This window comes from Streptomyces sp. AB3(2024), from assembly GCF_041862025.1.
In the GTDB taxonomy this organism is placed as follows: domain Bacteria; phylum Actinomycetota; class Actinomycetes; order Streptomycetales; family Streptomycetaceae; genus Streptomyces.
Genome location: NZ_JBGWAB010000048.1, coordinates 30,820 through 51,576, shown reverse-complemented (window position 1 = coordinate 51,576; position 20,757 = coordinate 30,820). Strand labels below are relative to the sequence as shown.

Here is a 20,757-nt window from a genome sequence, read left to right as displayed (position 1 = left end):
GCGGCTGACGGCCCGGCCGCGGGGACGGCGGCGGCGCCCGGCGCCGCCGCCGTCCGGCCGTCCGGCGGTCGGTCCGGCGCTCCGTCAGACGAGGACGTTGACGGCCCGGGCGATGACGAGACCCAGGATGGCCAGGGAGATGACGGACTGGACGGTCATGACGCTCTTGGCCCAGGGGGCGAGCGGCATGACGTCGGTGGGGCTGAACGCGGTCGAATTGGTGAATCCGAGGTAGAGGTAGTCGATGTAGCGGGGGCGCCACTGCGCCCCGGCCAGTTCGGGGGTGATCTGCTGGGGGAAGGCGAGCGCCGGAGTCCGGGGCATGTGGTGCGCCCGGGCGGCCGGTCCGCCGCTGTCGAGTTCGAAGTACAGCAGGGAGAAAGTGAGGACGGTGGAGGCCCAGACGCTGCTGCCGGCCAGGAGGAGGGCGGACGCGGACCCGGTCTCGTTCCCACCGTGGATGAGATCGTCGATCAGCCGGACGGTGGACCACAGGGTGCTGCACGCCAGCACGACGACCAGGGCGACCGACACCCCGCGCAAGGCGGACGAGCGGCGGCTGATCCGGAGGGGGTCGCCCGAGACCAGCGCCACCAGGAGCAGCCCCTCGGCCGCGGGGAGCGCCCATCGGGGTCCGAGCCGCAGGTCGTCGGGGAGGAGCAGGGTCAGCACCGCGGCGGCGATGACGGCCGCGGCCATCGGCCAGCGGGTCTCGGGGTACACCGGCGGTGGCGGTGCGGGCTCCGGCTCGTGCGGGTCGCTCATACGGTTCGCATCCGAGGGGGTGTGTCCGGTCAGGGCAGACTGCTGCGAGGGGGCGGGGCGGCGGGGCGGTCCGCCCCGGCCACCGCGGTCACCCGACGCAGGGGGGCCGGGACCGCGGCTCCCACCGTAGACCGAGGTGAAGGCGCGGCGAGGTGACCGACACGCTCCCCGCACACATCCCCGCCGCGGCGTTCCGGCCGTCGCGGCACGTCACAATGGCGCGCACGGAGCGCCGCCGCCCCGGCCTGCCGGAGCCGGCGCGCTCCTCGGGCGGGGCGCCTCCACGGAACGCCGCCACGGAAGGCCAGCCATGACAACGAGTCAGATCCTGCTCGGCATCGGACTGGTCGTGGCCCTCGCCGTGGGCTGCCAGGTGATCGCGAGCCTGCTGCGCGTCCCGGCGATCCTCCTGCTGCTGCCGGCCGGATTCCTCGCGGGCACGCTGACCGACGACGTCAACCCCGAGAAGCTGCTCGGTCCCGCGTTCTCCCCGCTCGTCTCCCTGGCCGTCGCGGTCATCCTCTACGACTCCGGCCTCGGACTCGACCTCCGCCACCTCAAGGGCCACACCCGCACGGTCGTGGTCCGGCTGGTCTGGCTCGGCGCCCTCGTCACCGGGGCGGCCGCGGCCCTGATCGCCGTCCCCGTCCTCGGCATGTCGGCGGGCGCCGCCGTGATGCTCGGCGCGATCCTCGTGGTCAGCGGCCCGACCGTCGTCGGGCCGCTGCTGCGGTTCGTCCGCCCCACGGAGCGTCTGCAACGCGTCCTCGTCTGGGAGGGCTCCCTGATCGACCCGCTCGGGGGCATCCTCGGAGCGCTCGTCTTCCACGGCGTCCTGGCCAGCGGACAGTACGGCTTCACCGAACAGCTCGCCATGTTCTGCGGCAGCGCCGCGGTCGGCCTCGCGGGCGGCGCCGTCGGCACGGCCCTGCTCTGGCTGCTTTTGCGCCGCCTCACCCTCGACGAGGTGCTCGCCACGACGGTTCAGCTCGCCGCCGTGGTCTCGGTGGCGGCGGCCTGCGACGCCTTCCGCGAGGACACCGGCCTGATCGCAGCCGTGGTCATGGGAATCGCCCTGGCCAACCTGCCCGGCCTGGACATGCCCGCCCGCCGGTCCTTCTTCGAGACGCTGGTCTCGCTCGTCATCGGCCTGCTGTTCATCTCCATCTCGGCCACCGTCACCCCGCAGTCCCTGCGCCACGTGGCACTGCCCGCCCTGGGGCTGGTCGCCGCGCTCGTCCTCGTCGTCCGGCCGCTGGTGGCGCTGCTCTGCACCGCCCGCACCGACCTCCCCTACCGCGAGCGCTGGTTCATCGGCTGGATGGCCCCCCGCGGCATCGTCGCCGCGGCCACCGCCTCCACCTTCTCCGTCTCCCTAGTCGCGGCCGGCATCGGCGGCGCACAGAAGATCCTTCCCGCGACCTTCGTGGTGATCGTCGCCACCGTCACGGTGTACGGCCTGACGGCGGTACCCGCGGCCCGCCGGCTCGGCGTCCGCCGCTCGGCCCGCTCCCGGCCCCTCCTGGTCGGTGGCGACCCCTGGGTGATCGAGCTCGGGCGCGCCCTGCGCTCCGCGGGCCTGGACGTCCTCATGTGGGCCGGCCTCGACGGCCAACGGCGCGGCATCACCGACGCCGGCCTCGACCTGGCCCCGGGCGAACTGCTCGCCGCCGCCACCGGCGCCGGCGCCGAACTCGAAGGCATCACGGACGTCCTGCTGCTCACCGACGAGGACGACTTCAACGCCCTCGCGTTCATGACCCTCAAGGAGACCGTGGAGGGCCCCGTCCACCGGCTGGCACCACCCACCAGCGGCCACGGCGTCGTCGCCCCGTACACGGGAAACGAGGCGCTGTTCGGGCCCGGCCTCAACCGGCCGGAACTGGCCCACCGGTACGCGGACGGCGCCCGCATCGTCGTCGTGCCGGCCGACGAGGGCGTCCCGGCCGGACACGACACGCTGTTCCTGGTGCGGCCGGACGGACGGCTCGCCGCCGCCACGGAGGCCGGACCGCCGACGCCGGGCGACGGCGACACCGCCATCCTCCTGACCCCCGGGGCCCCGTCCCCGCCGCGGTCCCGGGCGTAGTCCCGCCGTGGTCTCAGCCGCGTTGGCGGTCCAGCGCCTCGTCGAGGGTGCACGCCGCCAGGATGAGCGACAGGTGGGTGAACGCCTGCGGGAAGTTGCCCAGTTGCTCACCGCTGGGGCCCACCTCCTCGGCGAAGAGACCGACGTGGTTGGCGTAGGTGTGCATCTTCTCGAACGTGTACCGGGCGGGCCGCAGGCGGCCGGCCCGGGCGAGTGCGTCCACGTACAGGAAGGTGCAGAGGCTGAAGGTGCCCTCGGAGCCGCGCAGGCCGTCCGGGGAAGCGGCCGGGTCGTAGCGGTAGACGAGGCTGTCGGAGACCAGGGTGCGGTCCATGGCGTCCAGGGTGGAGAGCCAGGACGGGTCCTTGGGCGCCACGAAGCCGACCCGGGGCATGAGCAGGAGGGAGGCGTCCAGCACGGCATCGCTGCCGTAGTGCTGGACGTAGGCCCGGCCGGACTCGCTCCAGCCGCGCTCCATGACCTGGTACAGGATGTCGTCGCGGGTCCGCGTCCAGCGCTCGGTGTCGGCGGGCCGGCGGAACTCCTCCGCCAGCCGCAGGCCCCGGTCGAAGGCGGCCCAGCACATGATCCGGCTGTACGTGAAGTCCTGGCGGCCGCCGCGCGTCTCCCAGATCCCCTCGTCGGGTCGGTCCCAGGAACCGGCCAGCCAGTCCAGCGTCCGGGAGAGCACCTTCCAGCCCTGGTAGCCGGCCTGCACGGCGATTTGGTGTCCCTCGGACAGGGCGTAGAGCGCCTCTCCGTAGATGTCCAGCTGCAACTGGTCGGCGGCCGCGTTGCCCAGCCGGACCGGCGCCGAGCCCCGGTAACCCTCCAGGTGACCGAGGATCTCCTCGGTCAGCAGCGGTTCGCCGTCGACCCGGTACATGATCTGGAGCGGTTCGCCGTTCCTGCCCGCGGACTCGCGCAGCCGGTCACCGAGCCAGTGCGTGAAGTCGGTGGCCTCCTCGACGAACCCGAGGTCGAGCAGGGCGCGTACGGAGAGCGAGGCGTCGCGGACCCAGGTGTAGCGGTAGTCCCAGTTGCGTTCGCCGCCGACCTGTTCGGGCAGGCCCATGGTGGCGGCGGCGACCGGGGCTCCGGAGGGCGCGTACGTGAGGAGCTTGAGGGTGATGGCGGAGCGGTTGACCATGTCGGGCCACCGGCCGCGGTAGTTGGAGCCGCGGACCCAGCTCTGCCAGAAGTCGGCGGCCTCCCAGAGCTGGTGGGTGATCCCGTCGACGGAGAGCGGCGGCGGGGTCTGCGCGTCGGCTCCGCGGACGGTGAGGACGACCGCCGCCGCTTCGCCCACCTTCAGCGTGAAGGAGCCCCGTACGTCGTCGCCGTCACGCTCCACCGGGAAGGTGCTCTGCAGGTGCGCGCAGACGCCCGGCGCCCGGAAGACGGCGGCCTCGGGGCCCAGCTCCAGGCTGTGGGCGGCCCGGCCGTAGTCGAACCGGGGGCGGCACTCCATGTCGAAGCGGACGGTGCCGCGCACGGTGCGGACGGTGCGGATCAGGGTGTGCCGGACCGCCGGGGTACGGCCGGTGTGCGGCGGCATCCAGTCGAGCACCTCGCCCACTCCGTCGGGGGACATGAAGCGGGTGACCAGGACGGCGGTGTCCGGGTAGTACAGCTGTTTGCAGCGGGCCTGCGGGTCCGCCGACGCGATCCGGAAGTAGCCGCCGCGGTCGTGGTCCAGCAGGGCGGCGAAGATGCTGGGGGAGTCGAAGCGGGGCGCCGCGAACCAGTCGACGACGCCGGTCGAGGTCACGAGCGCGGCGGTCTGCAGGTCACCTATGAGTCCGTGCTCGGCGATGGGCGGATAGCGGTCCATGAGCATCCCCGGGTCAGGGTGGTCCTTTGGACTCACTATCGGCCAGCGCCACCCGAAGCGCCCGGCGAGCCGGGGAGCGCCGGGCGTCGGCCCTGGTCCGCGGGGGTGCGAACAGGCTCCGGACACGCAGGGCGCGCGGGGTCGGAGCGTGCCGTCGGAATGACGTTCGGTGACTCGCCGGGACGTCGCGGACCGTATGCGCCCGACATGGCCCGGTGCCGTGATACGACCACCGTGAGGCCTGTCGCCCGACGTGTCCGGGTGGATCCCTGAGCTGAGGAGACGATGCGCATGTCGGCCGTACCCGCCGGGCCGCCCACCGCGACACCGCCGGACGCGTTCGCCCTGGTCCGCACCCGCGGGTACGTGGTGCTGCTGGTCATGACGGCGCTCCTCGGCATCCCGGTCTCCGCGGTGGCCTTCGGGTTCCTCGCGCTCGTGTCCGAGCTGCAGTCGCTGACCTACACCGACCTGCCGAGGGGGCTGGGCTTCGACGGAACGCCCTCGTGGTGGCCGATCCCGCTGCTCGCCGTGGGCGGCCTGCTGGTGGCCCTGACCATCCGGTTCCTTCCGGGGGAGGGCGGCCACCGGCCGGCCGAGGGCCTGGTCACGAAGGGACCGCCGACGGCGGCGGAGCTGCCCGGCATCGCGCTCGCGGCGATCCTGTCGCTGGGCGCGGGGGTGGTGCTGGGGCCCGAGGCGCCGCTCATCGCGCTCGGCGGCGGCCTGGCGGTGTTCGCCGTCCGAGCCGTGAAGCGCAACCTCGATGCCGGAACCACCGGCGTCCTCGGGGCCGCGGGGAGTTTCGCGGCCGTCAGCACGCTGCTCGGCTCACCCCTGCTCGGTGCGTTCCTCCTGATGGAGGTGACCGGCATCGGCGGCGCGATGCTGGGGATCGTCCTGGTACCGGGCCTGCTCGCGGCCGGCGTGGGCGCGCTGATCTTCACCGGTCTGGGGTCGTGGACCGGCCTCGGCACGTTCTCGCTGGTCCTCGGCAAGGTACCGCCCGCCGCCCGCCCCGACCTCGCGGGCTTCGGCTGGGCACTGGCCGTCGGAGTGGCCGCGGCCCTGCTCGGCGCGGCGCTCCACCGGACGTCCCTGCTCCTGGAGGCCCGGGTCGAGCGCCGGCGGCTGCCGCTCACCGTGCTGGCCGGTGTGCTCATGGGCGTGGCCGCCCTGGTGTACGCCGAGACCACCGGCCGGGAGGCCTCCGAGGTGCTCTACTCGGGGCAGAGCGCCCTCGGTCCGCTGCTGGCGGGCCAGGCCGGATACACGGCGGGGGCCCTGGTGGTCCTGCTGGTGTGCAAGTCCGTCGCCTACGGCCTCGCACTCGGCGCCTTCCGCGGCGGCCCGGTCTTCCCGTCGATGTTCGTGGGAGCCGCGGTCGGTCTGGCCCTGGCCCACCTCCCCGGGCTGGACGTGACGTCCGGCTTCGCGATGGGCGTCGGGGCGATGTGCGTGGCGATGCTGAAACTGCCGATGACCTCCGTGCTGCTGGCCACCATCCTGATGGGAACCGAGGGGATCACCGTGATGCCGCTCGTGATCGTCGCGGTGGTGGTCTCCTACGTCCTCTCACTCAGACTGACCCCCGCCCCGACGCCCCCGACGCCCCCGACTCTCCCGACGTCCCCGTGAACGGCGGTCCGGGACCGGAGCATCGCTCAGCCCGGATAGCGGGCGGAGGCCGCGACGAAGGGTGCCGCGTCGCGGGACACCGAGGCGACGAGGGCGACCCAGGAGCCGTCCGTGAACTCGATGTCCATGCGTCCCTTCTGGAGCACGCCCGTCGGTTTGGCGCGCAGGGCGGAGACGGCCGATCGGGGCGTTTCCCAGTACTGCTTCATCACCGGCGTCATCTGCCACAGCTGTGAGACGTCGCTCAGGGCGTACCAGCGCCGGTCCGTGACGGCCAGCACACCGGTGACCGAGCCGCGCGCGCCGGCCCGGGAGATGACGAAGCGTCCGGCCGCGCTCTGCCAGCCGCCCTCCATGCTCCTCCCGTGCATCAACCGGTTGCCGAAGTTGTCCACCGCGTCCGGCATCCGGTCGATGGCGTCCGCCGCCGCGGCCGGCCTCGACCGGCGGGGGTCGAGCACACGCGCCTTGGCCAGCTGCTTCAGGGGCCCGGGCAGCCTTCCCTCGATCCGCCGCTGGAGCTCGGAGGGCTCGGGCGGCGGGAGCAGCGACTCGGGAGGGGTCGGCACGCCCGGCCCCAGTCCGTAGGAGCACCAGGCGATGAGCCGCTCCCCGGGTCGCAGGAACGCCTCGGCTTGTTCACGCCCGCCCTCGCTCAACGGACCCGCTCCTGTTCGTCGTTCGGCCGGTCTGTCCGGCGCTCTGGATTCTGCCTCACCCGTCGCCATTGATGATCACCGGGGCGGTGGTGTTCCCGGCCGTCCCGCCGGTTCGGGCGATCGCCTAGGGTCTGCTGAAACGTGACGAGGTGTTACGTGACGAGGGGGGATTCCGCGATGTTCGCAGTGGTCTACCGGTGGCGGCTCCACGAGGGCAAGGAGCAGCAGTTCAAGGATGGTTGGCGGCGGGTGACGGCCGCGATCCACGCCCGGTGCGGCAGTTACGGCTCGCGCCTGCACCGGGCGGACGACGGCACGTGGGTGGCGTACGCGCGATGGCCGGACGCGGAGAGCCGCGAACGGTGCGAGGTGCCCGATCCACAGGGCGTGGCCATGATGAGCGGGGCGATCGCGGAGCGCTTCCCGGAGACCCGCCTGCTGATCGTCGACGACATGCTCGCGGAGCCGCCCGGTCCCCCGGTGGCCGAGTCCGAGGGGTCGGCGGTCATGGGCGATCATTTGGCGACGGCACGGTCCTGGGTCGAGGGATGGGCCGTCGTCCGAGGGGCGTCCGAGCCGGTGGATGTGCCCTGGGGGCTGCGGGTCGAGATCGGCCGGCCGGCCCGCACGGTCCGGCACGTCCTGCTCGACGCCGATGCCGCAACCGCCCGCGGGCTCATCGGCACGATCACCGAGCCCGGCACGTGCGTCAAGGCGTTCCTCCCACCGGGCGACATGGAACCCTGGTTCCCGTCCGCGTGGGAGCCGACCGATCACTGCTTCCTGATGGCCGTCGACCTGCGCCCGTCGCCCGTGCGGGCGCCGGACGGGTACACCGTCACCGTCGAGACCGCCGACGGCGTCACCCTGGTGCGCGTCCTGAGCGCCGACGGGGAACCCGCCGCGTGCGGCCGGACCGGTCTGGCCGGTACCGCCTGCGTCTTCGACCAGATCGTCACCGAACCGGCTCACCGGCGCCTCGGCCTGGGGACGGTGGTGATGGCCGCCCTCACCGACGCGGCCATCGAGAGCGGAGCGACCACGGGCATCCTGGGCGCGACCGTCCAGGGCCGGGCGCTCTACGAAGCGCTCGGCTGGAAGGTCCTCTCGCCCTTGTCCGGGTTCGTCTACCGGCCCCCGGCCCGGTCGCACCGCACGAGGACGGTGACGCCCTCGCCGCAGAGGTGATCCGGGACGTCCTCCATCACGATCCGGACCGCCGCCGCTCCTTCCGTGGGGGTGGGTGTCACACGCTTTCGTCGGCGCGGCCCGCGCGGCGGGAGCGCCGCAGTTCCAGGCCGACGGGGACGAGGGAGACGGCGACGATGAGCGCGATGATCGGCAGGAGGTAGCGGTCCACGTCGGGTACGGAGGAGCCGAGCGCGTACCCGGCCAGGACGAGGCCGGTGGTCCACAGCAGACCTCCCAGGACCTGCCAGAGGGCGAAGGTGCGCGCCGGTACGTTCAGGATCCCGGCCAGGGGGTTCAGCACGGTCCGCACGATGGGCAGGAACCGGGCCAGGACGATGGCCTTCGCGTACCCGTAGCGCTGGAGGATCTCCGCCGCGCGGGCGGCGCCCTCGCCGATCTTGCGGGACCCGGTCCGGGTCAGGAAGGCGGGGCCCGCCTTCCGGCCCAGCAGGTAGCCGGTCTGTGCGCCCGCGAGGGCGCCGACGGCCGAGGCGAGCAGCACCCAGGGCAGCGAGAGGTGCCCGGTGGTGGTGGCCGAGCCGGCGCACAGCAGGCCGGCCGTGAAGAGCAGCGAGTCGCCGGGCAGGAAGAACCCGATCAGCAGGCCGGTCTCGGCGAACAGGACGACCGCGATGCCGACCGTCCCGAACGCGGCGAGCAGGGACTGGGCGTCGAGGAGGTTCACGGCGAGGTGCACCGGCGCGGGTGCGGCGAGCTGGGCGAGGGGCATCGGCACGGTCCCATCGATAATGGAGGTCGGGGTGGGGCTCACAGCCGTGGGCGAAAGGCTTCCGGACCGCCGCGGGTGCGGCCGGCCCATCTCGGCGTCTACAGAACAGTAGTCGGTCTACCCCGCCGTAGACGACTCCGTGAGAGGAAACTTCCGTGGTGGACAGCGCGAGCGAACGCCGGCCGGCCGGCGAGCTGGAGTCAAGCGTTCTGGCTGCCCTGTGGGCCGCGGGTCAACCGCGGTCGGCGGCGCAGGTCAGGGCGGCGATACCGCAGCCGCTGGCCCGGACCACGGTGGCGACGCTGCTCGCCCGGCTGTACGAGAAGGGCGTCATCGGCCGGAGTCCGGGCGGGCGGGGCTTCCTGTACTTCCCCCTGGAGGACGCGCACGGCATGACGGCTCGCCGGATGCACCGCGAGCTCGACCAGGACGGCGACCGCAGCGTTGTCCTGGCCCGGTTCGTCGAAGGGCTGAGCTCCGACGACGAGGCGGAGCTCAGGCGGCTGCTGGAGGGAGGCGGACAGTGATCGTCCTCCTTCTCGTCCCCCTCGTACTGCCCTGGATCCTGCCGCCGCTCGCCCGGCGCGCGGCGGCCCGGGTGAGGCCCGAGGCGGCGCTCTGGACGGTCACCGCGGCCACCGCCGCGCTCGCCGTCGCGGTCGTGGCCTGCCTGGGCGTCCTGCTGCTGCCCCTCGCCCTGGCGATCGCGCCGCTGGCCGCCCTCCTGCACCTGATCCGGCCGCTCCAGGCCGGTCCGGCGCCCGTGGCCCTCGGCATTTCGGCGCTGTCCGCGGGGATCGTGGCGGTCACCGGTGTGACCGTGGTCCGGCGTGGGCTGTCCGAGGCGAAGCGCCTGCGCGGAGCCCACGGGGACGTCGCGCACCTCCCGCAGGTCGGAGGGCTGTGCGTACTGGAGGACTCCCGCCCGGACGCCTACGCCCTGCCGGGCCTGACGGGTCCGGGCCGGATCGTGGTCACCAGCGGCATGCTGCGTTCCCTGGACCCGTGCGAGCGCGAGGCGCTCCTGGCCCACGAACGCGCCCACCTCGCCGCGCGCCACCACCTCTTCCTCGCCGTCGCCCAGCTCGCCGGATGGTGCCACCCGGCCCTGGCCGCCGTCGTGCCCCAGGTGCGGTTCGCGGCCGAACGCGCCGCGGACGAGTCCGCGGCACGGGTCATCGGCAGCCGGACCCTCACGGCGCGCGCGGTGGGGCGCGCGGCCCTGGCCGCCACCCGTGGCGGCCGGCGCCCCGGGGGATCCGTACTCGCCGCCGGAGCGGTCACCGGTCCGGTCCCCGCCCGGGTGAAGGCCCTGCTCGGCCACGCCCCCGTCCGGTGGGTCGCCCCGGTGCTCCTGGCCGTGGCCCTGCTGTGCACGACGGCCGGGACGTCCGCCCTGTCCGGTGCCGTCTGGCTGCACCGGGGCGTCGAGATCGCCCAGGGGGAGTAGGCCGCCGGGGCGGCCGGGCGCCCCGCGCCGTCAGGCGGCCAGGACGCCGGTGCCGAGGAGACCGAAGAGCAGGACGCCGATGACGATCCGGTAGACGACGAAGGCGTTGAAGGAGTGCTTGGCGACGAACTTGAGCAGCCAGGCGATCGAGGCGTAGGCGACCGCGAAGGACACCACGGTCCCGACGGCCAGCGGGAGCATGTCGACGCCGGCGCCGACGGCGTCCTTGAGCTCGTACAGGCCCGCGCCGGTCAGGGCGGGGATGCCGAGGAAGAAGGAGAGGCGGGTCGCGGCGACGCGTTCGAGGTCGAGGATGAGGCCGGTCGACATGGTGGCGCCGGAGCGGGAGAAGCCGGGGAAGAGCAGGGCGAGGATCTGGGAGCAGCCCACCAGCATGGCGTCCTTGAAGCCGGTGTCGTCCTCGCCGCGCTTGTGCCGGCCCATCTGGTCGGCCGCCCACATCAGGCCGCTGCCCACGATCAGGGACCCGGCGACCACCCACAGGGAGGCCAGGGTGCTCTCGATGAGCGGTTTGGCGGCCAGGCCCACGACCACGATGGGGACGGTGGCGAAGATGACCCACCAGGCGAACTTGTAGTCGTGGTGGTAGCGCTCCTCCCGGTTGGTCAGGCCGCGCCCCCACGCGCTCACGATCCGCACGATGTCCTTGAAGAAGTACACCAGCACCGCGGCGATGGCTCCGACCTGGATGACGGCGGTGAACGCGACGACGGCCTTGTCGTCCACCGGAATGCCCATCAGGCCCTCGGTGATCTTCAGATGCCCGGTGGAGGAGACCGGCAGGAACTCGGTCACCCCCTCGACGATGCCGAGAATGGCTGCCTGACCGATGCCGATGGTGCTCAATGGGTCCGTCCCTGGGGTTGGTTGGATGGAGCGGCGGAGGCTGGAGAGGGCCGGTGCCCGAGGCCGAGGGCGGGCCGCGCGGCCCGCGCGGGTCGCCGGGGGCGTCCTGGTGGTGGGTGCACGGGATTCCTGTCGTCGCGCCGCAGGGGACGGCGGGGGTCATGGGTGAAGGGAGCTCGTGGCACACTCGGGGAAGACCCTCGTCTTCTACGCGCGTGTAGAAGACGAGGGTGACTGTAGAGGATGACCGAGGAGGCGGCCAACATTGGACGGGCACGAACACGCCGGTACCGCGCACGAAGGGGACCGTCGCCTGGCCAACGGCAAACGCGAGGCCGAGGTTCTGGCCGTACTCCGGTCGGCCCCCGGTCCGCTCACGCCCCGTCAGGTGCTGGAGTGCATGGGCGGTGACCTGGCGTACAGCACGGTGGTGACGATCCTGACCCGCCTGTACGACAAGCACATGCTCACCCGGCGGCCGCACGGCCGCGCCTACGCCTACGCTCCCGCCACGGACGAACCGGGATTCGCCGCCCGGAAGATGCACCAGGCCATGGAAGAGGTGCCCGACCGCGAGCGGGTGCTCACGCGCTTCGTCGACGACCTCTCCAGCGGGGACGAGGCCTTGCTGCGCCGCCTGCTGGGCGGCGACCTCGACGCGGACCGGTAGGCGCGGGGCCCGCCGTGCACCTCGCCGTGTACCTCCCCCTGCTCCTCCCGCTGCTCGCCGCCCCCGGAGCCCGGTGGCTGGACGACCGCCTGCACCCGCGTCCGGCCACGATGCTCCTGACGGGGGGCGCGTTGGTGCTCGCCGCGGGCAGCACCACCGTGCTCGGGCTCCTGGCCCTGGCGGGCCTGGTCCGCATCCCGGTCGTCACCCGACTGGCCGAGCTGTCACCGGCCGTGCTCCAGCGCGACGATCCCGCCTCGGTCTCCGTCGCCGTCGTCGCCGCGCTGCTCCTGCCGGTCGTCGTGGTGGCCGGTTCCCGCTTCGTGTACCGGCGGGTGCGGGCGGTGTGCGCGGCCGTCCTGGAAGCCGCCTGCTTCCCCGGTCAGGACCCGCTCGTCGTCCTGGAGGAGCCCGCCGCGGACGCCTTCGCGATGCCGGGGCTGCCCGGCCGGATCGTGGTGTCCACGGGCATGCTGGCGTCCCTCGACGCCGCCGAGCGCGAGGTCCTCCTCGCCCACGAGCGCGCCCACCTGAGGGGCCACCACTACCTGTACACCGCGGCCGTCCAACTGGCCGTCACCCTCAACCCGTTGCTGCGACCGCTCGCGGAGCAGGTCGCGTACACGCTGGAACGCTGGGCCGACGAGGCCGCCGCCGAGGCGACCGGGGACCGGCGCCGGGTCGCCGTCACCGTGGGGAAGGCCGCGCTGGCGGCCGGGAAGTCGGGAGGCCGGCGCCGACTGCCCGCGGCGGCCCTGGGGCTGCTGGGCCGCTCCCCGCGGAGCGGGACGCCGGGGCCCGTTCCCCGGCGCGTGGCCGCACTGCTCGCACCCCCGCCGAAGGGCGGCGGATGGCGCGGGGCCGTCGCGGCCGCCTGCGTCGCTGCCGCCGCTCTGTGCACCGCCGATGCCGTACAGGACCTCCACGAGGTGGTGAGGAGGGCCGCGGGAGGGTGATCGGGGAGTTGCCGGACCGGGACTTCCGGACCGTCAGGTCCGGCCTCCTGAACCGTCAGGTCCGGCCGCCGCCGAACCGCACCTCGGTGACGCGGTCCCTCAGCCCGCGGTCGAACAGGACCATGGAACGGATGCCCGAGGCCGCCGGCAGGCCGTCGCGCTCGACGCGGGCCAGCAGCCTCGAAAGGCCCCGCCGATGGACTCCGAAGACCCTCCGCGAGGTCACGCGCCGACGGGCGTGCTGACCGAGCAGTGCCTCCCGGGGCCCGACGTCGAGCACCACCATGTGCAGGGGACGCCCGGCCCGCAGGGCCGTACGGGCCAGCCAACGACGCATCCAGGGCCTGCTGCCGCAGTCGTGGACGAGCAGGGGCCCGCCGCCCCGTATCTCCGCACGCAGACGGCGCAGGTGACCCAGTCGCGCCAACGGCCGGTACACGGCGTACGGGAGCCAGCCGGGCAGCCGCGCCTCGTAGGAGGTACGGGTGGTGCGGGGATCGACGACGAGGGCGGCCGGGGACCAGGCGCGCAGCAGCGTGCTCTTCCCGCTGCCGGGGAGCCCGGCGACGACGACCGCCGCGTCGGACGGGTAGGACAGCGTGACGTCCCGGCCGTTGCGGCCCCGCAGATCGACGACCCCCCGCGGAACCAGGTGTCCGGCGGGCTTCCGGGCCGGGCCGTCGTCCATGCCCGCCCCACCGCCACCGCCACCGCCGCGGCCCGGGGGCCGTACCGTCGCGTGCTCGGTGCCGGGGGAGGTGCTCACAGGTGACGGGCCGTTCGAGTGGGGAGCCGTGGAAGCCCCCGAGACTACGCGAGCCGTCGCGCCGACACCCCCCGGGGTCTCCGGCGGGTGTCGGAGCGGTGGGACACCCTTGACCGGATCATGGCTCGGCGGGCCCCCGACAGCCCTCATACTCGTTGATCGCTGCCGAACCGCGAGCGCAGCGAGGGTCGGGCCCGGAACGCCGGGCGGGAAAGGTTGTTGGGGGACATGAAGGACACGGACGAACTGCTCATACCGGAAGTGGTGGACAGTCCGGCACTCCGGCCGCAGGCCGACGGCGGCCTGGGACGGTGGATGCTCCGCCACCGGGTGCAGCCCGTCGGGTCGACGTCAGGCGAAGGACACGGCGAATCGCACACCTGGTGGAAGGTGATGTGCCTCACGGGCGTCGACTACTTCTCCAGCCTGGCCTACGTGCCGGCCATCGCCGCGCTCGCGGCGGGCGCCGTGTCACCCCTCGCCACCCTCCTGATCGTGGGTCTCACGCTGCTCGGCATGCTGCCCATGTACCGGCGGGTGACGGGTGAGAGCCCCCACGGCGCCGGATCCGTGGCGATGCTGGAGGACCTCCTGCCGTTCTGGCGCGGCAAGGTGTTCGTCCTGGTCCTCCTCGGCTTCGTGGCCACCTCCTGGATCATCACGATCACCCTGTCCGCGGCGGACGCCTCCGTGCACATCGTGGAGAACCCGTTCTTCCCGCACGCCCTGCACGGCCACGAGGTCGCCATCACCGTGGCCCTGCTCCTGTTGCTGGGCGGGGTCTTCCTGCTGGGCTTCAGCGAGGCGGTGAGCGTGGCGATTCCCCTCGTCGCCGTCTTCCTGCTGCTCAACGCGGTGGTCATCGGCGTCGGTTCGGTCGAGGTGTTCACCACCCCCGGCGCCTGGTCCGCGTGGACGGACGCGCTCGTCGAGGGCGGAGGCGGCCTCGGCGACGTCGTGGGCCCGGCCCTGCTGGCCTTCCCCCTGCTCGTCCTCGGCCTTTCGGGCTTCGAGACCGGGGTGAGCATGATGCCGCTCGTCGAGGCCGAAGGCGCCGACCCCGAGGAACGGCTGCGGTCGCGCGTCCGCAACACCCGCAAGCTCCTGACCACCGCCGCGCTCATCATGAGCGTCTACCTGCTGGCGGCCAGCTTCGTCACCACCGTCCTCATCCCGCACAAGGAGTTCGAACCCGGCGGCGGCGCCAACGGCCGCGCGCTGGCGTGGCTGGCCCACGAACACGTCGGTGAGGCCTTCGGCACCGTCTACGACATCAGCACGATCCTCATCCTCTGGTTCGCCGGGGCGTCCGCGATGGCAGGGCTGATCAACATCGTGCCCCGCTACCTGCCGGACTACGGGATGGCCCCGGAATGGGGACGCGCGGTGCGACCGGTCGTGCTCGTCTACACGGTCCTCTGCGTCGTCATCACCGTCGCCTTCGACGCCGACGTCAACGCCCAGGCCGGCGCCTACGCCACCGGCATCCTCGCCATGATGGTCTCCGGCGCCTTCGCCGTGACCGTCTCCGCCCTGCGCCGTCGCCGGCGCGCGGCGGCGGCCGGCTTCACGCTGCTCACCGCCGTACTGCTCTACGCGCTGGTGGCCAACGTCGTCGACAAGCCCGACGGCCTCGCCATCTCGGGCATGTTCATCGCGGGCATCATCGTCGTGTCCCTGGTCTCCCGCGTCTCGCGGACCACGGAACTGCGGGCCGACAGCATCGTCTTCGACCCGGCGGCCCGCCGGTTCGTCACCGAGACCATCGCCTTCGACAACGCCGTCAACATCATCGCCAACCGCCGACAGACCGGGGACAGCGCCGAATACGCCGGAAAGGAGCGGGAGCAGCGCCGCTCCAACCCCGTCCCCGGGCCCGCCGACGTCATGTTCCTGGAGATCGACGTGGTCGACCCCTCCGACTTCAGCGAGACCCTCACCGTGCGCGGCATCGAGGTCGACGGCCACCGGATCCTGCGCGCCGAGGCGCCGGCCGCGCCGAACGCCATCGCCGCGATCCTGCTCGCGCTGCGCGACACGACCGGCGTCAGGCCGCACTGCTACTTCGCCTGGGCGGAGGGCAGCCCGCTGCGGCACATGTTCCGCTACTTCCTGCTCGGCCGCGGCGATACGGCCCCGGTCACCAGGGAGATCATCCGCAGGCACGAGCCCGACCCGGACCGCCGCCCCGGCATCCACGTCGGCGACTGACGGCCGGGGCGCGTACGGCCCGGCGCGCACGGACGCGGAGGGGCCGGGGGAGGAGAGGGACATGCCGGTGGTTGCGAAGGCGGGACCGTGCGTGACCGGTGGGGGAGTCGACGTCACCAGGGTCGGCGGCCGGTGGCGGGTGACGCGGCCGTGGCCGGCCGCGCTGCGCCCCTTCGTGCACAGCTACGCCGGCTACTGGGAGGCGACGGCGTCCCCCTACCGGGTGCGGCTGGTGCCCACGGGCCGGGCCGTCGTGGTGCTCAGCCTGGCCGAGCCGTTCACCCGCATCCGGCGGCTGGGGGACACGGGCCCGCCCGGCCCGGTGACCGGCTCGCTCGTCGCCGGGCTGGAGGACGGGCCCCGCGTGTGCGACCACCCCGGCGGCCAGGAGGCGATCCGGCTGGAACTGACCCCGCTGGGTGCCTTCCGGCTGTTCGCCGTGCCGATGGGCGAGCTGACCAACCGGGTGGTCGAGCTGTCCGACGTCCTCGGCCCCCGGGCCGCCCTCCTGGTGGAGCGGCTGGCGGCCACCGGGGACTGGGGAGCCCGCTTCGACTTGCTGGACACCGCGTTGACGGCCCGGCTCGATCACGGGCCGCGCCCCGCGCCCGAGGTCGGCCACGCATGGCGGCTGCTGACCCGCGCCGGCGGGGCGATCCCCGTCGGCCGGATCGCGGCCGAAGTGGGCTGGAGCCAGGGCCACCTCGTGCGCCGGTTCACCGAACAGGTCGGCCTGACGCCCAAGACCTCCGCCCGCGTGCTGCGCTTCCACCGGGCCGTGGGGCTGCTCACCCGCGACGGCGTGAACCCCACGGACGTGACTGCCGCCTGCGGCTTCTACGACCAGGCGCACCTCAACCGGGAGTTCCGCGCGCTGGCCGGGACCACCCCCGGCCGGATGGCGGCGGCCCGTGTGGCGGAGGGGGCGCTCGCGCTGTGAGGGGTGAGGGCTGAGGGGTGAGGTCAAATTCGTCCAAGCCAGGCCGCCGGTCCGCCGCTAGTGTCCCCGTTCGGAGTGGATCAGGCACCGGGCCCAGGGGCCGGTGAACCTGACTGAGAGGGGAGTACCCGATGGAGAACCTGCTGCGCATCCTCGTGTCCGGAGCGCTCACGGGGGGCTTGATCGCCCTGGCGGGGACGCTCGGCCGGCGCAACCGCAGGCGCCGCGAGGGCGGGGACCCGAACGGGAGCTGACCTTCGCCTTCTCGTGCCCGGGGGGCGCGGCCCGTACGGGGGGCGGGCCGCGCTCGCCATGCGACATGTCCGGTTCTCGCATAATTTGGCAGGCGTTGGACCGACCCACACGTCAAGGAGTTCGCATGGCTGACAAGGGCAAGATGGACCAGGCCAAGGGCAAGGCCAAGGAAGCGGCCGGGAAGATCACCGGCAACGAGCGGATGCAGGGCGAAGGCAAGATGGACCAGGCCAAGGGGAAGGCGAAGGAGGCCGTGTCCAAGACGGAGGAACAGGCCCGCGGCGCCGCCGACAGCCTCCGGGGCAAGAAGGACTAGCAGGCCCCGTGCCCGACCCGGCCGGGCCCGCCCCAGCACGCGGGGCCGGGCCCGGCCGGTCCGCGTCCGGGGCGCCGCCCGGAGGGTACGTGGCCCCGGACGCGCGCCGAACGGCCCCGGGTCGCGACCACGGGGCGTCCCGGCGCACCCACCTGCGGTGACGGCGTACCGCAGGGCGGATCGCCGTCACGGAGTTAGGCTCGGATCATGCCGCGGAAGGGGATGGTGCGCATGTGCCGCTGGCTCGCCTATTCGGGTTCGCCCATGGTGCTCGATGCCGTGCTCTACCGTCCGGAGCACTCCCTGATCAACCAGAGTCTGTACGCCCGCATGGGCGCCGAAGCGACCAACGGGGACGGCTTCGGCATCGGCTGGTACAGCGCGGACCGGGCCGGAGACGGCACACCGGCCATCTTCCGGGACGTCGCGCCGGCCTGGAACAACCGCAACCTGCGCGAGCTGGCCGCCCACGTCCGATCGCCCCTGTTCTTCGCGCACGTACGGGCCTCCACGGGCTCGGCCGTACAGCAGACCAACTGCCACCCGTTCCGGCACGGCCGCTGGCTGTGGATGCACAACGGGGCCATCGCGGACTTCCAGCGGCTGCAGCGGGACCTCTGCATGGCGGTCGACCCGGCGCTCTTCCCGTGCATCGAGGGGTCCACCGACTCCGAGGTGATGTTCTACCTGGCGGTCACCTTCGGCCTCGACCAGGACCCCCCGGGCGCGGTGGCCAGGATGGCCGGGCTCGTGGAACGGCTCGGCAAGGAGCACGGAGTGCCCGAACCGCTCCAGATGACGGTGGCGGTCAGCGACGGCGAGCGGGTCTGGGCCTTCCGGTACTCCAGCCAGGGCGCGTCCCGGACGCTCTTCTACAGCAGCCGCGCCGATACGGTCCGCCACCTCCACCCGGAGATCGAATACCTCAGCGAGATCTCCGACGCGACCCGCATCGTGGTCTCCGAGCCGCTGGGGGACCTGCACGGCGTGTGGAACGAGCTCCCCGAGGCCAGCTACGTGGTGGTCCCCTCCAGCCTGGAGACGGACTACCTCCCCTTCGTCCCCGAACTCCCCTGACGTCCCCCGGCGCGTGCTTACCCCGTACGCGGGAGGGTAGGCGCCCGGCCCAGGGGCCGGTACCAGCAGCGGGAGGTCCGATGACCCGTCGAGTGCACGAGGTGATGACCGGGAATCCGGTGACCGTGGACCGGCAGACGTCACTGGCGGAGGCCGCGCGGGTGATGCGGGACGCCTCCATCGGGGACGTGCTGGTCCTCGACGGAGGCCGGCTCCGCGGCATCGTCACGGACCGTGACATCGTCGTCCGGGCGCTCGCGGAGGAACGGAGCCCCGCCGATACGACGGTCGGCGCGATCTGCAGCACCGAGCCGGTCACGATCGGGCGCGACGAACTCGTCGACCGGGCCGTCGAGGTCATGCGGCGACACGCCCTGCGCCGACTGCCGGTGGTGGGTGAGGACGGCGGCCTCGTCGGCATCGTCACCCTGGGTGACCTCGAAGTCGAGCGGGATCCGGGTTCGCCCCTCTCGTTCATCTCGGCGGCGGAACCCGAGGCCTGACCCCGGGGCCACCGGACACGGCGCCGGTCCGGGCGCACCGCCGCGCCGTCACCGGGACGTCGCGGTCCGCTCCAGCGCGGGGTAGTCGTTGTAGCCCTCGGCGCCGTGCACGTGCATCAGGAACTCGGGACGCAGTTCGTTGAGCGGGGCGCCCGTGCGCAGGCGCTCCGCGAAATCGGGGTTGGCGATGAAGCCCCGTCCCAGCGAGACCAGGTCCGCACCTTCCGCGAGCAGGAGTTCGGCCCGCCGCAGGCCCCCGTCGGCCGCGACCTCCTCGCGCGTGAGAGCGGGGTTGGCGACCAGTGTGCCCGCCCAGGTCCGGCGGATCTCCGCGAAGACGGGCTCGTCCGGGTCCGCGGAGATCTGGTGCAGGTAGACGGGATCGAGGTCCGTCAGGGCCTTGAGCAGGGCGGGGTAGAGCTCCTGGGTGTCGCCCTCCTCCACACCGTTGACGGTCGCCCCGGGCGAGACGCGGACGCCGACCCGCTCCGGGCCGACGGCCTCGACGACGGCCCGCACCACCTCCACGGTGAACCGGATCCGCCCTTCGACGGAGCCGCCCCACCCGTCGGTGCGGAGGTTGGTGTTCTGCGAGAGGAACTGGTGGAGCAGGTGGCCGTTGGCGGAGTGCACCTCCACCCCGGTGAAGCCGGCCGAGACGGCGTTGCGGGCGGCCGTCGCGAAGTCCGCGATCGTGGACCTGATGTCCCGCGCCGTCATCGCGCGGGGCACGACGGCGTCCTGGAACCCGCTCGGGGTGTGCAGAGGTTCCGGGAGCGGCACCGCGGACGGGGCGAGCGGTACGTGCCCGCTGGTGTCGGGGTGCCCGACCCGGCCGCTGTGCTGGAGCTGGAGGAACAGGTGCCCGCCGGCCGCGTGCACGGCGTCGGTGACCCGCCGCCAGCCGGCGATCTGCGCCGGCGTGTGGATCCCGGGGATGTGCGGGTAGCTCTGGCCGACCGCGTTCGGCGTCGTGCCCTCGGCGATGATCAGGCCGGCCGAGGCGCGCTGCGCGTAGTGGGTGACCATGAGATCGCCCGGGACCCCGTCGGCCCCGGCGCGGGTGCGGGTGAGCGGCGCCATCACCAGTCGGCTGGGGAGCTCCAGGCCGCCGAGCCGGGCGGGGGCGAAGAGCGGGGATGCGGAGGGGATCTGCTGGGTCTGGTCCATGCGGGCACCGTAGAACCTCACATCGGTGTCAGGTTCAAGGTCCGGGGCAGGGTGCGGGCCCGCCGCGACCGTCCTGCGCCGGCGGGCGTTCGGGCGCGCCTGGTGCCCGTCGCGGTGGTGGTGGCGCCAGGATGGAGGCCCCCCGCGCCGGGACCGTGCGCGGGGCCGCCGGTGGGAAGGGAAGGCCGCGGTTGAAGCCCTCGTTCGTGACGGAGACCGGGTGTCGTGGCAGTACGTTGTCGATCACCGCGACCGGCGACCTCGACGCCGCCGCCGCGCCGGCGCTGCGGGCCTGCCTGTGGGCCGTCGCCGAGGGTCACTCGGTGGTCGTGATCGACCTGCACGGGGTGCCCTTCATGGACACCGCCGGCCTGCTGCTCCTCCTCGACGTCCACCGCAGGGCCGAATGCCTCGGCCTACGGGTGCTCGTCGTCGGCTGGCAGCGCCAGCCGCAGGAGCTGATGGCCGAGGTGGCCCGGATCCCCGGGCCCGGCTCCGCCACCGGGGAACGCTACGGTCTCGCGAGCTTCCGCCGTCTGGTCGAGCAGCGCGCCCGTGCCCGCAGGGGTGAAGCCGCCGGGGTCCCTCCGCTGGGTTAGGCCCGGCCCCGGAGCGGGCCGTCGGAGACGGGGCCGGGTGGAGCAGGCCCGGCTGCGTTCCGGCGGCCGGG

Annotated in this window: 21 protein-coding genes; 14 read left to right on the top strand and 7 right to left on the bottom strand. The window is 73.4% G+C overall.

Going from position 1 to position 20,757, the window contains the following annotated elements:
* Positions 1–84: 84 nt before the first annotated feature.
* Positions 85–765 carry a hypothetical protein gene (locus tag ACEPPI_RS20165; RefSeq protein WP_373916621.1) on the bottom strand — a complete coding sequence of 227 codons (681 nt, stop codon included), beginning with the start codon at positions 763–765 and terminating at the stop codon, positions 85–87.
* A 310-nt stretch (positions 766–1,075) separates the two neighbouring features.
* On the opposite strand from ACEPPI_RS20165, the gene ACEPPI_RS20160 reads away from it, so the two are divergent.
* Complete coding sequence (locus ACEPPI_RS20160) at positions 1,076–2,854, top strand: cation:proton antiporter (protein ID WP_373916620.1); 1,779 nt, start codon at positions 1,076–1,078, stop codon at positions 2,852–2,854.
* A 13-nt stretch (positions 2,855–2,867) separates the two neighbouring features.
* On the opposite strand, the gene ACEPPI_RS20155 is transcribed toward ACEPPI_RS20160, so the two are convergent.
* Positions 2,868–4,688 carry a glycoside hydrolase family 15 protein gene (locus ACEPPI_RS20155; protein ID WP_373916619.1) on the bottom strand — a complete coding sequence of 607 codons (1,821 nt, stop codon included), beginning with the start codon at positions 4,686–4,688 and terminating at the stop codon, positions 2,868–2,870.
* Positions 4,689–4,979: 291 nt separating this feature from the next.
* Between ACEPPI_RS20155 and ACEPPI_RS20150 the strand changes: the two genes are divergently transcribed.
* The gene (locus tag ACEPPI_RS20150; RefSeq protein WP_373916618.1) at positions 4,980–6,326 is read left to right on the top strand and encodes a chloride channel protein; all 1,347 of its coding nucleotides are present in this window, start codon (positions 4,980–4,982) and stop codon (positions 6,324–6,326) included.
* 26 nt (positions 6,327–6,352) lie between these two features.
* Here ACEPPI_RS20150 and ACEPPI_RS20145 read toward each other — a convergent pair whose 3' ends face one another.
* Positions 6,353–6,985, bottom strand: a complete 633-nt coding sequence (locus tag ACEPPI_RS20145) for a hypothetical protein (RefSeq protein WP_373916617.1) — start codon at positions 6,983–6,985, stop codon at positions 6,353–6,355.
* 177 nt (positions 6,986–7,162) lie between these two features.
* On the opposite strand from ACEPPI_RS20145, the gene ACEPPI_RS20140 reads away from it, so the two are divergent.
* Positions 7,163–8,173 carry a GNAT family N-acetyltransferase gene (locus tag ACEPPI_RS20140; protein WP_373916616.1) on the top strand — a complete coding sequence of 337 codons (1,011 nt, stop codon included), beginning with the start codon at positions 7,163–7,165 and terminating at the stop codon, positions 8,171–8,173.
* A gap of 58 nt (positions 8,174–8,231) precedes the next feature.
* Here the strand turns inward: ACEPPI_RS20140 and ACEPPI_RS20135 are convergent, their stop codons facing one another.
* On the bottom strand, positions 8,232–8,906 hold the full coding sequence (locus tag ACEPPI_RS20135) for a DedA family protein (protein WP_373916626.1): 675 nt from the start codon (positions 8,904–8,906) through the stop codon (positions 8,232–8,234).
* Between the two features lie 155 nt (positions 8,907–9,061).
* On the opposite strand from ACEPPI_RS20135, the gene ACEPPI_RS20130 reads away from it, so the two are divergent.
* On the top strand, positions 9,062–9,433 hold the full coding sequence (locus tag ACEPPI_RS20130; RefSeq protein ID WP_373916615.1) for a BlaI/MecI/CopY family transcriptional regulator: 372 nt from the start codon (positions 9,062–9,064) through the stop codon (positions 9,431–9,433).
* Positions 9,430–10,356 (top strand): M56 family metallopeptidase, encoded by a 927-nt coding sequence (locus ACEPPI_RS20125; protein WP_373916614.1) that lies wholly within the window; start codon positions 9,430–9,432, stop codon positions 10,354–10,356. The genes ACEPPI_RS20130 and ACEPPI_RS20125 overlap by 4 nt, the downstream gene beginning before the upstream one ends.
* Before the next feature lie 30 nt (positions 10,357–10,386).
* On the opposite strand, the gene ACEPPI_RS20120 is transcribed toward ACEPPI_RS20125, so the two are convergent.
* The gene (locus ACEPPI_RS20120; protein WP_373916613.1) at positions 10,387–11,223 is read right to left on the bottom strand and encodes an undecaprenyl-diphosphate phosphatase; all 837 of its coding nucleotides are present in this window, start codon (positions 11,221–11,223) and stop codon (positions 10,387–10,389) included.
* A 265-nt stretch (positions 11,224–11,488) separates the two neighbouring features.
* On the opposite strand from ACEPPI_RS20120, the gene ACEPPI_RS20115 reads away from it, so the two are divergent.
* Both ACEPPI_RS20115 and ACEPPI_RS20110 read left to right on the top strand, forming a co-directional pair.
* Entirely contained in the window at positions 11,489–11,893 is a 405-nt protein-coding gene (locus ACEPPI_RS20115; RefSeq protein WP_373916612.1) for a BlaI/MecI/CopY family transcriptional regulator, read from the top strand.
* 14 nt (positions 11,894–11,907) lie between these two features.
* Positions 11,908–12,849, top strand: a complete 942-nt coding sequence (locus ACEPPI_RS20110) for a M56 family metallopeptidase (RefSeq protein ID WP_373916611.1) — start codon at positions 11,908–11,910, stop codon at positions 12,847–12,849.
* Positions 12,850–12,904: 55 nt separating this feature from the next.
* Here the strand turns inward: ACEPPI_RS20110 and ACEPPI_RS20105 are convergent, their stop codons facing one another.
* Positions 12,905–13,537 carry an AAA family ATPase gene (locus tag ACEPPI_RS20105; protein ID WP_373916610.1) on the bottom strand — a complete coding sequence of 211 codons (633 nt, stop codon included), beginning with the start codon at positions 13,535–13,537 and terminating at the stop codon, positions 12,905–12,907.
* Positions 13,538–13,843: 306 nt separating this feature from the next.
* Here ACEPPI_RS20105 and ACEPPI_RS20100 point away from each other — a divergent pair, with 306 nt between their 5' ends.
* The 6 genes from ACEPPI_RS20100 (at position 13,844) to ACEPPI_RS20075 (ending at position 18,917) form a co-directional block, all read left to right on the top strand.
* Positions 13,844–15,826, top strand: a complete 1,983-nt coding sequence (locus ACEPPI_RS20100; RefSeq protein WP_373916609.1) for an amino acid transporter — start codon at positions 13,844–13,846, stop codon at positions 15,824–15,826.
* 61 nt (positions 15,827–15,887) lie between these two features.
* Positions 15,888–16,766 (top strand): helix-turn-helix domain-containing protein, encoded by an 879-nt coding sequence (locus ACEPPI_RS20095; protein ID WP_373916608.1) that lies wholly within the window; start codon positions 15,888–15,890, stop codon positions 16,764–16,766.
* A 131-nt stretch (positions 16,767–16,897) separates the two neighbouring features.
* On the top strand, positions 16,898–17,020 hold the full coding sequence (locus ACEPPI_RS20090) for a hypothetical protein (RefSeq protein ID WP_373916607.1): 123 nt from the start codon (positions 16,898–16,900) through the stop codon (positions 17,018–17,020).
* 125 nt (positions 17,021–17,145) lie between these two features.
* Complete coding sequence (locus ACEPPI_RS20085; RefSeq protein WP_373916606.1) at positions 17,146–17,337, top strand: CsbD family protein; 192 nt, start codon at positions 17,146–17,148, stop codon at positions 17,335–17,337.
* A gap of 231 nt (positions 17,338–17,568) precedes the next feature.
* Positions 17,569–18,414 (top strand): class II glutamine amidotransferase, encoded by an 846-nt coding sequence (locus tag ACEPPI_RS20080; protein WP_373916625.1) that lies wholly within the window; start codon positions 17,569–17,571, stop codon positions 18,412–18,414.
* Positions 18,415–18,494: 80 nt separating this feature from the next.
* A complete protein-coding gene (locus ACEPPI_RS20075) occupies positions 18,495–18,917 on the top strand; it encodes a CBS domain-containing protein (RefSeq protein WP_373916605.1) in 423 nt (140 codons plus the stop codon).
* A gap of 48 nt (positions 18,918–18,965) precedes the next feature.
* Here the strand turns inward: ACEPPI_RS20075 and ACEPPI_RS20070 are convergent, their stop codons facing one another.
* On the bottom strand, positions 18,966–20,087 hold the full coding sequence (locus tag ACEPPI_RS20070) for an alkene reductase (protein ID WP_373916604.1): 1,122 nt from the start codon (positions 20,085–20,087) through the stop codon (positions 18,966–18,968).
* Positions 20,088–20,323: 236 nt separating this feature from the next.
* Here ACEPPI_RS20070 and ACEPPI_RS20065 point away from each other — a divergent pair, with 236 nt between their 5' ends.
* Positions 20,324–20,686, top strand: coding sequence for an STAS domain-containing protein (locus ACEPPI_RS20065; protein WP_373916603.1), 363 nt, complete (start codon positions 20,324–20,326; stop codon positions 20,684–20,686).
* The last annotated feature ends 71 nt before the right edge of the window (positions 20,687–20,757 follow it).